The sequence below is a fragment of the Alkalilacustris brevis genome, assembly GCF_003350345.1.
Classification (GTDB): domain Bacteria; phylum Pseudomonadota; class Alphaproteobacteria; order Rhodobacterales; family Rhodobacteraceae; genus Alkalilacustris; species Alkalilacustris brevis.
In genome coordinates, this window is sequence record NZ_QNVJ01000053.1 from 17,581 (window position 1) to 31,577 (window position 13,997).

The window sequence follows — 13,997 nt, forward strand, 5'->3', positions numbered from 1 at the left end:
GGACAAGCCATGCGAAGGCACATGGTAAAATAACGAAAGGAGAAGTGAAACCGGAATCACCTCATGGCCCGTCTGGAAGCGCGCCACTTCCGGTCAGCCGAACCTGATGATCGGACGCTCGCTTTATTTCGCGAAAACTGAGCAAGATCAATGCAGCAAAGATATGCTAAACTAATTTGGTGAGCATGGACTCAATTCGGCTCGCGTCTGGCACAGGGGTGCGGGCAGGTTTTTCACTTGTGCTTCGGGGAATTTTTTCATGTCAAGAATGCCAGGACTTTCCGGAATCGTCATGGGGGCAGCCATGTTGCTGGCTCCTCTTGGAATCACCGGTGCGGCGAATGCGCAGACGCTTCGCGCCGCCCCGCATGCAAATCTCGAGTTCCTCGATCCCATCTGGACCACGGCCTATATCACGCGCTCGCACGGGTATCTTGTCTACGACACCTTGTTCGGGATGGACGAGAATTTCGACCCGCAGCCGCAGATGGTGTCGGAATGGAGCGTGTCCGAGGACGGGCTGTTGTGGAGCTTCACCCTGCGCCCCGATCTGCGCTGGCACGATGGCACCGACGTGACCGCAGCGGATAGCGTGGCCTCGCTGCAGCGCTGGGCGGCGCGCGATGGCGTGGGGCAGGCGCTGTTTGAACTGGTCGAGGAAATCACCGCCGAAGACGCCACGACTTTCACGATCCAGCTAAGCCATCCTTTCCCGCGGATGCTTCATGCGCTGGGCAAGATGTCGTCAAACGTGCCGTTCATCATGCCCGCCCGCATCGCGGCCACGCCGGCCAGCCAGCCTATCACCGACCCCACCGGCTCTGGCCCGTTCATCTTTGCGCTGGACGAATGGGACCCTGCACGCCGCGCGGTCTATATCCGCAACGACGATTATGTCCCGCGCGACGAACCCACCTCGCTGACCGCGGGTGCGAAAATACCCTTCATGGAGCGGATCGAGTGGGTGTTTTTCGATACGCATGAAGAGGCGCTTGAGGCAACGCTTGCGGGCGACATCCATTTCTTCGAGTCGCCCTCGACCACGGTGACCGACCGTTTCACCGACCAGGAGGTCGCCATCCTCGAGGTGACCGACCCCAGCGGCAATGTCGGCATGGCGGTTTTCAACCACCTCATAGCGCCGTTCGACAACCCGGATATCCGGCGTGCCGTGCTCATGGCGATGTCGCAGGAAGACTACATGCGCGCCGCGCTCGGCAACGAGGATTACTGGCAGACCTGCCGCTCGATCTATCCGTGCGGCACGCCCTATTCGACCGAGACGGACATGACCGGGTTCATGGGCGGCGATGTGGAAACCGCGCGCCAGATGCTGGCCGATGCCGGCTATGATGGCACCGCGGTCGTGATCCGGGACCCGGTGGACAGCCCGGTGATCTCGGCCTTTACCGGTGTCACGCTAGAGCTTTTCGAAGAGCTGGGCATCAATGTCGACCATCAGCCCATGCTCTGGGCCGAGCTAGTCGAAGGCCGCGCCGTCCGCACCAGCGAAGAGGGCGAGGTGTGGAACATGTTCCACACCTGGTGGATCGCTGATGATCTGAGCGACCCGTTGCGCATCGCCTTTTCAGGGGATCCGGAAACCGGCTGGATCGGCTGGCCGAACGCCCCGGAGCTTGCGGAGCTGCGCCGCGCCTTCCTACTGGCGGAAACTGACGAGGTTGCCGCCGAGATCGCACAACAGGTTCAGGCCGTGATCGTGGAGGGCGCGCATTTCGGGATCCTTGGCCAGTTCTTCGAGCCGATCGCCTTCAACGTGGCGATCATGGGTCTGCAGCGACCGATCCAGATGTATTACAATCTGGCCATACCGTCCGCGAAGTAAAGGCAGGCGACAGAACCGAAGGCCGGGCGGCGCAAGCTGCCCGGCCTTTTTTTGTATTCTCGCCGGCTTCGGCGTGAACCCGCTGGTTTCGGCGTGAACTCGCCGAATCCTCCCGGATGAAAAACCACCCTGCAATTCCCTTCCCGGCAGAACGGGTTGCGCGCCCAGGGGCGGGCAGGGGGGCACTGCCGGTTTTCCGAAAAGGCGAAAAACTTCAAGCAGCTACGGGCGCGCGCGCACCCCGTCTGGCGCACGTCAGGAAAGATGAACCCGATCGGGCGCAAGCTGCACGAACTGCCAGATACCGGCGCGCGTCACCTCCAAACCCGCATTCGCCTGTGCCACGCAATAGCCGGATTCTTGCCACGGTGTTGACTGCTTCTGTTCCATCATGGTGTCTGGGCCCCCTTGTCCGCGCCCCTCGAGGCAATGCGGCAATCCTTCCTGACAGGCATAGGAACAGCATATGGTCGAGTACCCCCTCCCCGTTAACCCTCGTACAGCGGCATCTGCCAGGAGCCGCACCATCGCCACGCAGGTATTCGTGGTTCTTGCGATGGTTCTGTCGCTGCTGGTGGCGAAGCAGGCCAGCGCGCAGGGCGCATCGCAGCAGGTCAGGTTGCAGACCACCGCTTCTGACCGCGCGGTGCTGAACGCCCGCCTGCATCGCCCCAATGCGCGCGGGCCGGCGCCCGCCGTGGTCCTTATGCATGGTTGTGGCGGCTGGCAGCCCGAGGTTCTCGCATCTCTGGAAGAATATGCGCGCTTTCTTAGTGGCAATGGCTTTGTCGTGCTGAACGTCGACAGCTTCGGCACCCGCAATCGGGCCGGGGGGCGAGTTTGCGGCAGCCTTGGCGAGTTGTCCCGCGCCCGCGATTACCGCACGCATGATGCCTTTGCCGCGCTCCGGTTCCTGCGCCATCAGACCTTTGTCGATGCCGACAACATCTTTCTTGTCGGTCAAAGCAATGGCGGCAGCGTCGCCTTGATCTCGGCGTTGTCGCGCACTGCCAGCCGCTTCGGCGGCGAGGGATTCCGCGGTGTGGTGGCGCTTTACCCCTGGTGCGGTGCCGCCGGCGGCACACGGCTTGATCTGCATTCACCGGTGCTAGTTCTGGGCGGCGGGCAGGATAACTGGGTGCCCCCCGATCAGTGCAGGCGTTTTAGTGGCAATGGCCAGGAAGTTGCGGTCAAGGTTTACCCGAATGCTGCGCATTCCTATGACCTGAGGATTCCGATTCAGCGATACATGGGTAATCTGATAGGCTACAATCCGCAGGCGGCTTCTGCCACCCGAACCGAAATGCTGACGTTCTTCCGTCGCCACCTCGCCGATGGCCGGACCGCGGCTCGCTGAACGTGCCTTAGTGTGGCTAACCGGCAACCTATGGCGGCAATCCATCGCGCAATCCGTCGAACAGCGCGTAAGTCAGGGCGCTCGGTGCGGTTCTCTGATAGGGTGACGCAATTGAGACCAACTAAGCATCGGAGATGATCATGGTCCACTTGCGCCGCCTCGCCTTATGTTCCGCGTCCGCTCTGATTCTGGGAGGTTTGCCGGCGCTCGGTCAATCCTTCGAGTTTATCGGCGGGGTGCGTCAGATCGGCTCGAATGACACGCAGGGTTACGGCACCCTGACCTATGGGCCCGGAGGGCTGGAGGCCGATGGTGTGCGGCTGCGCGTTACAGGCACCGGGTCCAACTCGCATATGTTCACCACGCGGGTCCGCCAGAGGTCGATGGCGCTGACTGGGGGATACTCCTGGAGGGCCGGGGACGCAGGAAGCTTTGCGCTGATGGCCGGTCCGACCTATGTCAGGCGAACCGAAGGCGGTGTCTCGACCATTGACGAGGTGGGTATACTGGCTTCGGCCGAATATGCCGGTTTCGTGGGCGAGCGCGGCTTTGCCGTGGCTTATGCCGAATATTCCAGCCCCGATCGGGCGCTGTTCGCGCGTGCCTTCTATTCGCATTACACCACCGACCAGTTCGGGATCGGCCCCGATATCAGCTACCTTTCCGAGCCTGATTTCTCCCGCTTGAACCTGGGTGTGCGCGCAAGCTATGTGGTGGGAGCGACCGTACTCTCCGCGACGGTCGGACATGCGACCACGAAGAACGATCTGGACCCACCGACCAATCGCAGCCCGTTTCTGGAGCTTCAGGTCGCGACGCGTTACTAGGCCGGTGGCCGGCAGCTGCCCGGAAAACAGTTTCTCGGCGGCGTTCGGCGGCAGCGGAACAGCTCAGATTCGGGAAAACGGCAGGGACCGCCTGCGAGGCGCCTGCCGTCGCCCCCCCGAAATACGCATGACGGTAGGCTGGTGCGGCCGGACAAGGCACAAGATTGTCCGGCCCCAGGCGCGCCCCTTCCGCCACTTGCCCTCGGATGCGCGTTCTGCCGATCCGGCTACGGCCGGATTTTTGTTTTTCAAAGGGTTATGCGAACGGGGCTGAGCACTGGCCCGGCCGCCAGGAGGGCCGGGAGCGGTCTCTCGGGGCCTGATGACTGCGCTGCTTTGGTGAGCTTCTCGGCGTCAGCCTTGCTTCCCGTGTCGGTCCCGTTCGTCCGACGGCGACCGGGACCGAACCATTTTCGGGTTCAGTCAAACCGCGCGCGGTGACGATACCCTTCGGGCGCAAGCCGGCGACCACCTGCCGCCAGAGGGCGCGCGCGATGGGTGAGGCAAGAGCCCTAACCGCATGATCCGGCCAGGGCATCCTGCCTGCGACACGGGCTCACCGAGCCCGCGCAACATGCCGTCAGCGAACCTAATAAAAACAAATGGCAAGTAATAGGAAACGATATTTGTTCGCATCCGGCGCACGGCCTACTGATTGTCGTGATCACCCGGTCGTCCGCTTGGCTGGGGTGTCCCGGGCGCGCATCGCGTTGGCATCGGGGCTGGCACATGCTGACAAGGGAGGCTCTGGCCGTGTCGAGAATATATCTGTGCGATTTCGAGGATCTCACCCCGGAAGAGCCGCTTCTTGTGGAGGTCGAGGGGCTGGAGCTTGCGGTCATTCGCAAGGGCGACGAGGTCTTTGTTATCGACAACCAGTGCACGCACGGGCCCGGCTCGCTGTCGGAGGGGGATCTCGATGGTTACACGATCATTTGTGATTTTCACGATGGGGGGTTCGACATCCGAACCGGCGAACCCGTGATTCCGCCCTGCATGGTGCCCGTGCGCACCTATGAGGTGGAGCGCGACGCGGGCGCGATCATGATCGCGCGCGAGGCAGAAGCGGTGACCTGCGCGCGCAAATTCGGCAGCGGCTAAGCGCTTGACGGACTGAGGATCAAGGGAAGGCAGAACGCTGGCAGCGTTCGGTAAAGGAGAAACAGACGATGGCGACCCAGGAGCAAAACGACCTTTTGACGCACACCGGCCCCGACACGCCGATGGGCAACCTTATGCGTCAATACTGGATTCCGATTCTGCTGTCGGAAGAGCTGCCCGAACCGGACTGCCCGCCAGTTCGTGTTCGCCTGTTGTCCGAGCGCCTGATCGCGTTTCGCGACACGCAGGGCAAACTGGGCCTTATCGATGAGTTTTGCGCGCATCGCGGCGTTTCACTCTGGTTCGGGCGCAACGAGGAAGGCGGCATTCGCTGCCCCTATCATGGCTGGAAGTACAACACCAAGGGCGAATGCGTCGAGGTGCCCTCCGAGCCCGACGAGAGCGGGTTTTGCAGCCGTATCCGCCTGACCGCCTATTCGCTGGAGGAAAAGGGCGGGATCATCTGGGCCTATATGGGCCCGAAAGAGGAAAAGCCCGAGCTTCCGGACTTCGAGTGGATGTCGCTCCCGCCCGAGAATGTCTATATCTCCAAGCGCTGGCAGGAGTGCAATTACCTCCAGGCGATGGAGGGGGGGATCGACTCGGCGCATGTCTCTTTCCTGCATTCGGGTGAACTCAACACTGACAAGCTGCACCAGGGCACGCTGGGCGCGCAGTATCAGCGCGACCGAATGCCGAAGTTCGAGATCTACAACTCGCCCGGCGGGCTCTATATCGGCGCACGCCGCACGGCGCCGGACGATCACTATTACTGGCGCATCACCCAGTGGATCATGCCGTGGTACACGATGGTTCCGCCCTATGGCGACAATGCGTTGAACGGTCACGCCTGGGTTCCGATCGACGATGCGAACAACTTTGCCTGGACCTTCACCTATCATCCGACGCGGGCGCTGACCGAGGAAGAGGTGGAAACCATGCGCGACGGCGGCGGTATCCATACAAGGTTGATTCCCGGAACGTTCCGCCCAGAACTGAACATGGACAACGATTACGGGATGGACCGAAAGGCGCAGAAAGAAGGGCTCTATTATAGCGGTGTGCCGGGAATCGCGATGCAGGATGCCTCCATCCAGGAAAGCATGGGGCCGATCCAGGACCGCACCAAGGAAAACCTGACCTCCACCGACAATGCCATCATCATGGCCCGTCGCCGGCTGATCAAGGCCGCCAAAGCGCTTGAAAAGGGGACCCCGCCGCCGGCGCGCGACCCCAGTCATTTCAGGGTTCGGTCGGCGTCCTTCGTGCTGCCATGCGGTCAGGCCTTTCACGAAGAGCGCCCCGATGCGTTGACCGCCACACCCGGCGTTCATCACACGTCGATCTGAGTTGTTGAAGCGGGAACGGCAGCATGGAGCACCCCATCTGTCCCATGTATTGCAGTGCGAAAGGACATTACCAACATGCCCCTTGAAACCTTGCAGACGAAATCAGAAGAGGCCGCCGCGCTCGACCCGAAAGCCGCCGGTGCGCGCCGGTTCGAGGGCAAGGTTTGCATCGTGACCGGCGCCGGACAGGGCATCGGCCGCGCCACGGCCCGCCGGTTCGGCGCCGAGGGCGCAACGGTCGTTGTGGCCGAACGGGTTGAGGAAACCGCTCAGGAAACCCTTGAGCAGTTGCAGGCCGCCGGGGTGGAGGCGATGGCCTGCCTGTCGGATGTCAGCAGTTTTGCCGGTGCAACCGAACTTGTCTCGAAGACGGTCGAGCGCTACGGGCGTATCGATGTCATGGTCAACGTCGTGGGGGGAACCATCTGGTGGCAGCCCCTGCATCTTTATGGCGAGGAGCAGATCCTCCATGAAGTGGAGCGGTCGCTTCACACCACCTTGTGGTGTTGCCGCGCAGTGCTTCCGGTCATGGTGGAGCAGAACGGCGGATCGATCGTGAACGTCAGTTCAAGCGTGACAAAGGGCGGATTCTATCGCGCGCCCTACGCTGCGTGCAAGGGCGGTGTCGAGGCGCTGACACGGGTGCTCGGGGCGGAGTATGGCCAATATGGCATCCGCGTCAACGCGATCGCCCCGGGCAGCACGGAGATCCCCGACCGGCGCACCTCGCGGTTGACGCTGCGCCCCGGGGTTGATGCCGAGCCGGCCAAGGATACGGAAAAGTATTACAAGAGGATGCTCGACATGCGCATGGGGGGCTCTCCCGGTCTGGGGCGAAAGGGGCAGCCCGAAGAGCAGGCCGCCGCCATCGCATTTCTGGCAAGCGACGATGGGTCCTATGTCACGGGCCATGTGGTCGATTCAAGCGGAGGGTGCTGATGGAAAGCGCAATGGCTTTGCTCAATTCCTGCGCCGAAGCGCGGCTGCACCCCAGGCTTGACCGGAAAAACTCCGAACCCCGGCGTATCGCGGTATTCGCAACGGATGCCCAAGGGGAACGTGCGGTCAAAGACGCAACGCAGGCCGCGGGCGTCTCGGTGCTCCGCATCCTTCCGGAAACCGTGTCGGCCATGCCGGACAGGCTGGGGGAACGCCCCGATCTGATCGTCGTGGTGGGGTCGGCGGGCGGAACTGTGGACCAGCTGCCGGCGCTCTACGATCTGGCAGGAAAGCTTGGCATTCTATTGACGGCCGTGCTGCTGAGCGATGAGGAGCAACCGCAGCGCGGGCCGGCTGTCGAGGGGATGCGCCGCAACACCGATATGCTCGTGCAGGCGACCGACGAGGATTTCCTCGCTCTGATGCTCCATTGGCTCGAACGGTCACATTGAGGCATATCGCGCCCCCGGCCGGCGGCCGCGGTGGAGGAAAACCTTCGCAGATATGAATGCCCCGGGTATCACGGCACCGGTGCCCGAACGCGACCACTTGCCGCGGCGGATACGTTAATATCCATGGGCGGGGCAGGGCAGGGGGCCTGGGCACGGAAAGCACAGCTTGAGGGCGCTGCTTCCCGCGCCCGGAGGCAGGCAATCTGGCAAGCGTTCCGCAACCCCCGTTAATCAGAGGAACTTGTCGAAATGCATCTGCTCGGGCGCCACGCCGCGTTGGTACAACATGCGTTCCATTGCCTCGGCCATTGCCGGTGGACCCGCGAAATAAACCTCGTGCCGTGCCAGATCGGCGCCAAGGTCGGCCTCCACCACCTCGTGGAGCATCCCGCGCCGGCCAGTCCACCCCTCCGGCGCGCTTTCCGAGAGCGCGGGGACAAAGCGCAGCTTCGGCGTGCCGTCAGCCTCGTGCGGCAGGATCGCGGTGTCGAACAAGTCCGCCATGCCGCGCGCACCATAATAGAGGGTGATGTTACGGGCGCCGCAGCGCGGGTCCGCCACCGCGGCGCGGCAGATGGCCAGCATGGGCGACAGCCCCGAACCGCCGGCAACGCACAGGATGTCGCGCGGCGCCTCGGGGCGCAGATGAGCCGTCCCGAAGGGGCCGTCGAGCGAGAGCCTCGCGCCGTGCGAAAGCCCCGCCAGAACGCTTGAGCCCGCGCCGCCGGGCATCAGCTTGATCTGAAAGCTCCAAAGCGCGCCGCCCTCGCCGATGGCGGACATCGAATAGGCGCGTGGTTGCGTCATCCCCGGCAGATCGACCAGCGCATATTGCCCCGCCAGCGCATCCATCGCCCGATCCAGCCGCAGATCGTATTCGCGGATGTCGTGGGTTATCTCGCGCACGGATTCGAGCAACGCGCCGGTTTTCGCGGGGCGGATGGCAGGCCGGTATTGGTCATCGAGACGGAGCTTGATGCGGCAGTCGCCACGCGGTATCGCCTGACAGCCCAGCCAGCGATTGCGTCGGATGTCGCGCTCTGACCAACCTGCAGCCTTACCAAAGCCATGCTCGACCTCGCCCTCGATCAGGGTGAAGCGGCAGTTTCCGCAGCTTCCACTGTTGCAGGCATAGGGAAATCCGATGCCGGCCCGAAGCGCGGCGCGCAGGATGGTGTCGTCCTCGCAGGTGAAGGTTTCGCCGGAACGGTCAATCTCGATACGCGCCAAGTTTCACTCCTTTCGATGCTTTGGTCCTGGGGGTGGGGCGCCTTGCCTCAGTCCCCGGCGCGCCAGCGATTGACCGACCCGCTGTCGATATCGAACAGGTCGAGCATCCGCCCCACCGTGTGATCGATCACGTCGTCAAGCGTTTCGGGCCGCGAGTAGAAGGCGGGAACGACCGGCGCGACCACCGCCCCCATTTCCGCAAGCGCCGTCATCGTACGAAGATGCCCCAGATGCAGCGGTGTCTCGCGCACCCCGAGGACGAGGCGCCGGCGTTCCTTGAGGACGACATCGGCCGCGCGGCTCATCAGCGACGAGGTCACCCCAGAGGCGATCTCGCTCATCGTGCGGATGGAACACGGCAGGATCAGCATCCCCCGGGTGCGATAGGACCCCGAGGAAATTGCCGCGGCCACATCGCCGATCGGGTGCGCCGCGGTGGCGAGTTCACGGATTTCGCGCGGCTTCTGCGCCACCTCGTAGGACATGGTCAGCTCGGCCGATTTGGTGATGACCAGATGTGTCGGGATCGAAAGCTGGCGCAGAATCTCCAGGGCGCGGATGCCGTAGATCACGCCCGACGCGCCGGTAATGCCAATCACGATGGGAAGTGTGCGATCCGTCATGCAGCACCGCCGGGCGAGTATTCGAGAAAGGTGTGCTTGGTCTCCAGAAAGTCGGCCAGCCCTTCTACACCGTGAAGGCGGCCAAGCCCGCTTTCGCCGAAACCGCCTACTTCGGCCTCGGCGAACTGGCGGCGATGGCAGTTGATCCACACTGTTCCGAACCGCAGCCGGCGGGCGAGGCGGTGCGCAACCTCGATGTTTTGCGTGTGAATACTTGCGGCGAGACCGTAGGGGGTTGCATGAGCCATGTCGCGCGCCTCGGCTTCGGATGTGAATCGCTCAAGCGTGATGATCGGCCCGAACAGCTCTTCCTGCACGAAGGTAGAACGCAGATTGTTGATTCCCACAAGCGTGGGCGTCAGAAAGGCGCCCTTCGGGGGGACATCTTCGGGGCGTGCGCCGCGCACGATGACCTCGCCCTGGTCGCTGGCGGCGTCGATCAGCTTGCGCAGCCGGAGCTCGTTGTTCGCGTCGATCAACGGGCCCATCTCGCTTGAAGGGTCCGCGGCCGGGCCGACCTTGATACTGGCGAAGCGTTCGGCCATGCGGGCGCGGAAATCGTCATAAATGTCGGCATGGACGAGCAGGCGGCTGGCGCACATGCAGAACTGCCCGGCGACGGAGAGGGCACCGAAAGCGAGTTCACGAACGGCGCGGTCAAGATCGGCATCGGGAAAGACGATCCCCGGCGATTTGCCGCCCAGTTCCAGCGACAGGCGTTTCATCGTCGGCGCGGCGGCCACCATGATCGCCTTGCCGGTAGCGGACGCGCCGGTGAAGCTTATGACCTGCACGCCGGGCGAGGCGACCAGCGCGCGCCCGACCTCGATGCCGCTTTCATTGATGACGTTCACGGTGCCGGGCGGCAGGTCGGGGTCATCCAGCAGCAGGTCCATCACGGCGGCGTTCACCAGGCTTGTCTGCGGTGCGGGCTTGACGATCACCGTGCAGCCGGCCGCCAGCGCCGGGGCCAGCGAGCGCACGAGGAGCGTTACCGGCGCGTTCCAGGGCACGATCACTGCGGCGACGCCCGCAGGCTCGCGTGCGAGGATGGACAGCGAACCCGGCACAACCTCGCCGCTGCGACCCTGCGGCACACGCGCGAGTCCGGCGTAGAAACGCGCCTCGGAGATCGCGGCGAGCAGTTCGCCGCGCGCCTCGTGGCGCAGTTTTCCGTTTTCGCGGCAGAGAAGGCCGGTAATCGCGTCGCTTTGCGCAGCCAGCCGGTCGGCAAAGCGGCGCAGCACTTCCTCGCGCAGCCGCGGCGCCTGAGTCCATGATGAGGTTTCGAAAGCGTCGTTCGCGACAGCGACCGCGCGGTCGACGAGTTCCGCGTTTCCCGGCGCGTAGCGGCCGATCACCTCGCCGTTGGCGGGATCGGTGCTGTCGGCCCAGATGCCCTCGGGGTGTTCGACCCGGTCTGCCCCGATGCGATTCAATGCCTCACGCATGTTTTGCTACCTTCCAGCGGAATCCTTGTATTATTGCTCTGCCTTTACACTTGCTCCGCCGATGAGCGGCATACGAAACCTACATATCTGACCTAACTTTTCGTTTCTTGTGAGTTTGGTGGCCACCGGTAGCTTACGCATGTCGCTGCGCATCACTATCGGACCGGATGCGCAGCCTGACAGGGAGGGCAATGCGATGGCTGACGGAACTGGGCAGATCAAGCGTCACGAAGACCTGCGCGATCTGATCGAACACTTCGAGGCGCTTGGCGAGCTGGCGCGTGTGGATGGCGCGGATTGGGATCTGGAGGTTGGCGCCGTGGCCGAGTTGACGGCCCAGAAAGATCCCGGCCGGGGGCCCGCGGTGCTGTTCGACAACATCAAGGGCTATCCCGAGGGGTTCCGCATTCTGTCGGGGGCGCCCAATTCCTTCCGGCGGCTGGCCACGGTTCTGGGGCTGCCGATGCCCGATGACGAGATCGCGCTGGTGCGGTCCTATCTCGAGCGGATTCGGCAGGGCGGCGCGGACCTTATCCCCCCCGTGGAAGTCAGCGACGGCCCCATCCTTGAGAATATCCTCGAGGGCGACGATGTCGATCTGTTCAAGTTTCCCGTGCCCAAGGTCCACGAGCTTGACGGAAACCGCTATATCGGCACCGATGACATGGTGGTGATGCGCGACCCCGAGGACGGGCATATCAATCTGGGCACCTACCGCATTGCGGTCCATGACAAGAACACCGCGGGGATCTGGATCAGCCCCGGCAAGCATGGCCGCTTCATCCGCGAAAAGTATTTCAAGCAGGGCAAGCCCTGTCCGGTCCTGATTTCCTGCGGGCAGGACCCGTTGTTGTTTCTGGCCAGCCATCAGGAAATCCGTGGCGGGGTCTCGGAACTCGACTATGCGGGCGGTCAGCGTGGCCGCCCCTTCGAGGTCATTCCCTCGAAAAGCCACGGGCTGCCTATCCCCGCGAATGCCGAGATCGTGCTCGAAGGCACCATCCACCCTGGCGAGGAGCGCGAGGAAGGGCCGTTCGGCGAATTCATGGGCTATTACGCCTCTGAGGCCTCGATGCAGCCGGTTGTGAGGATCGAACGCATCTATCACCGCAACAACCCGATCCTGACCCTCGCGGTTCCCTCGCGCCCGCCCGAGAATTTCACCTTCGCCCGCTCTGCGGTGAAGTCCGCGATGATCTGGGACGAGGTCGAAAAGGCCGGGCTTGCCGGGGTGACGGGCGTGTGGTGCCATGAGGCGGGCGCGGGTCGCCTGTTCAACGTCATCGCCATCAAGCAAGGCTATCCTGGGCACGCAAAGCAGGCAGGGATGCTGGCGGCGAACTGTCGGGCGGGCAATTACGCGGGGCGCTGGACCATCACCGTCGATGACGACATCAACCCCGCCGATATCAACGATGTCATCTGGGCGCTGTCGACGCGCTGCGATCCGGTGGAAGATGTGGATTTTATCCGCCGTGCCTGGTCGACGCCGCTTGACCCGCTTCTGCCAAAACCGCCCTACGAGTCCAATCGCGCGGTGGTTGACGCCTGCAAGCCATGGGGACGGCTGAACGAATTTCCTATCACTGCCGAGGCGGGGCCGGAGTTGCGTCGGCGCGTGAAGGAAAAATGGCCTGAACTCTTCGCATGAAGACGATGCTCTAGCATTCGGATTTCTTGGACGGAGTCAGGGAGAGTTCCAAGCATATCAAAGGGAGGAAAGCTATGAAGATCACTGCAAACCGCCGTCAGGTTCTCGGGGGGATCGGCGCGGCCGCTGCCGCCGCGGCTCTGCCCGGGAGCATGGCATTTGGGCAACCGGTATCGTTGCGCATCGGCACCTCTAGCGTGGGTTCGGTGTTCTATACGCTTGCTGTTGGTGCGGGCGAGCTGATCCGTGACAAGGCGGGCATAAACACCACCGTCGAGCCGGTTGGCGGATCTGCGGCCAATGTGAACGGCATCGGCCGCGAGACCGTGGATCTTGCGGTCACCAATTCGTTCGCATCCTTTAGCGGCTACAACGCCATGCATGGTTTCAATGATCCGATTGACCATCGCCTGATCATTCAGGGGCAGCCGAGCTATCGGTGGATCTTCACCCGCCCCGGCGCGGGCATCGAATCCGCCCGCGATCTGGAGGGGCGTACGATCATCGGTGAGCGCCGCGCGCTGCCGGAGCTGCGTCTTGTGCTGGATGCGCTGGCCACTGCGCTCGATCTGGACATCGATTCCATGAACATCGTCGCGACCGCCGATACCGGTGAAGCCTTCGCCGCGATCCGGGCGGGCAGTGTCGATGCCTTCGTGATGCCCTTCAGCCCGCGCGCGGGGATCATCGAGGAGGGGATGCGCGACAGGCATATCCAGTTCCTCCACGTCACCCCAGAAGAACGTGACGCGATGCTCGAACACCTTCCGGCCGCGTTCTTTCCTGTCGATCAGCGAGCGAATGACTTTTCTAACCAGGAAGAGGTCGTGCCGCTGGTGTCGCTCAACACCTACATGATCGGCCGCACCGACCTTGACAACGAGACGGTCTATCAGGTGGTCAAGACGCTCTTCGAAGAGAACGAGACCTTCATCAGCTATCACGCCGCTGCGCGGAACTGGACGGTCGAGAACACGCTCATTCCGCCGGCGGTGCCGCTGCATGACGGGGTGGTGCAGTATTTCCGCGAGATCGGTGTGTGGACCGACGAGCACGAAGCCGTGCAGCAGAGACTTCTGTCGAACTAAGCCTGCCGAACCGGGTTTCGGAAAGGCTTCTTGCCGCCTCCGGTTCAGGCCGGGGGCGGAACAGATGTAACAGGTGCGGGAGG

The 13,997-nt window shown here is 63.1% G+C and carries 13 protein-coding genes; 9 read left to right on the plus strand and 4 right to left on the minus strand.

Annotated elements, in window-relative coordinates:
* The first annotated feature begins 268 nt into the window (after positions 1-268).
* On the plus strand, positions 269-1,846 hold the full coding sequence (locus tag DQ229_RS07485; protein ID WP_162300789.1) for an ABC transporter substrate-binding protein: 1,578 nt from the start codon (positions 269-271) through the stop codon (positions 1,844-1,846).
* Between the two features lie 255 nt (positions 1,847-2,101).
* Here the strand turns inward: DQ229_RS07485 and DQ229_RS16275 are convergent, their stop codons facing one another.
* Positions 2,102-2,239 carry a hypothetical protein gene (locus tag DQ229_RS16275; RefSeq protein ID WP_155326471.1) on the minus strand — a complete coding sequence of 46 codons (138 nt, stop codon included), beginning with the start codon at positions 2,237-2,239 and terminating at the stop codon, positions 2,102-2,104.
* A 151-nt stretch (positions 2,240-2,390) separates the two neighbouring features.
* Between DQ229_RS16275 and DQ229_RS07490 the strand changes: the two genes are divergently transcribed.
* From DQ229_RS07490 to DQ229_RS07515, 6 genes are all read left to right on the plus strand, one after another.
* Positions 2,391-3,203, plus strand: coding sequence for a dienelactone hydrolase family protein (locus tag DQ229_RS07490; protein WP_162300790.1), 813 nt, complete (start codon positions 2,391-2,393; stop codon positions 3,201-3,203).
* Between the two features lie 197 nt (positions 3,204-3,400).
* On the plus strand, positions 3,401-4,030 hold the full coding sequence (locus DQ229_RS07495) for a cellulose biosynthesis protein BcsS (protein ID WP_114965651.1): 630 nt from the start codon (positions 3,401-3,403) through the stop codon (positions 4,028-4,030).
* Between the two features lie 753 nt (positions 4,031-4,783).
* On the plus strand, positions 4,784-5,131 hold the full coding sequence (locus DQ229_RS07500) for a Rieske (2Fe-2S) protein (RefSeq protein WP_202909528.1): 348 nt from the start codon (positions 4,784-4,786) through the stop codon (positions 5,129-5,131).
* Positions 5,132-5,199: 68 nt separating this feature from the next.
* Entirely contained in the window at positions 5,200-6,480 is a 1,281-nt protein-coding gene (locus DQ229_RS07505; protein WP_114965653.1) for a Rieske 2Fe-2S domain-containing protein, read from the plus strand.
* Positions 6,481-6,555: 75 nt separating this feature from the next.
* Positions 6,556-7,419, plus strand: coding sequence for an SDR family NAD(P)-dependent oxidoreductase (locus tag DQ229_RS07510; protein WP_114965654.1), 864 nt, complete (start codon positions 6,556-6,558; stop codon positions 7,417-7,419).
* Positions 7,419-7,871 carry a hypothetical protein gene (locus tag DQ229_RS07515; protein WP_114965655.1) on the plus strand — a complete coding sequence of 151 codons (453 nt, stop codon included), beginning with the start codon at positions 7,419-7,421 and terminating at the stop codon, positions 7,869-7,871. The genes DQ229_RS07510 and DQ229_RS07515 overlap by 1 nt, the downstream gene beginning before the upstream one ends.
* A gap of 231 nt (positions 7,872-8,102) precedes the next feature.
* On the opposite strand, the gene DQ229_RS07520 is transcribed toward DQ229_RS07515, so the two are convergent.
* Genes DQ229_RS07520 through DQ229_RS07530 form a run of 3 tightly spaced genes read right to left on the minus strand, consistent with a single transcriptional unit; the run spans position 8,103 to position 11,175 of the window.
* Entirely contained in the window at positions 8,103-9,101 is a 999-nt protein-coding gene (locus DQ229_RS07520) for a 2Fe-2S iron-sulfur cluster-binding protein (protein ID WP_114965656.1), read from the minus strand.
* A 47-nt stretch (positions 9,102-9,148) separates the two neighbouring features.
* On the minus strand, positions 9,149-9,724 hold the full coding sequence (locus DQ229_RS07525; RefSeq protein WP_114965657.1) for a UbiX family flavin prenyltransferase: 576 nt from the start codon (positions 9,722-9,724) through the stop codon (positions 9,149-9,151).
* The gene (locus DQ229_RS07530; protein ID WP_114965658.1) at positions 9,721-11,175 is read right to left on the minus strand and encodes an aldehyde dehydrogenase family protein; all 1,455 of its coding nucleotides are present in this window, start codon (positions 11,173-11,175) and stop codon (positions 9,721-9,723) included. The genes DQ229_RS07525 and DQ229_RS07530 overlap by 4 nt, the downstream gene beginning before the upstream one ends.
* A 196-nt stretch (positions 11,176-11,371) precedes the next feature.
* Here DQ229_RS07530 and DQ229_RS07535 point away from each other — a divergent pair, with 196 nt between their 5' ends.
* Together DQ229_RS07535 and DQ229_RS07540 are read left to right on the plus strand one after the other, a co-directional pair.
* Positions 11,372-12,826, plus strand: coding sequence for a UbiD family decarboxylase (locus DQ229_RS07535; protein WP_162300792.1), 1,455 nt, complete (start codon positions 11,372-11,374; stop codon positions 12,824-12,826).
* A gap of 74 nt (positions 12,827-12,900) precedes the next feature.
* Complete coding sequence (locus DQ229_RS07540; RefSeq protein WP_114965660.1) at positions 12,901-13,914, plus strand: TAXI family TRAP transporter solute-binding subunit; 1,014 nt, start codon at positions 12,901-12,903, stop codon at positions 13,912-13,914.
* The last annotated feature ends 83 nt before the right edge of the window (positions 13,915-13,997 follow it).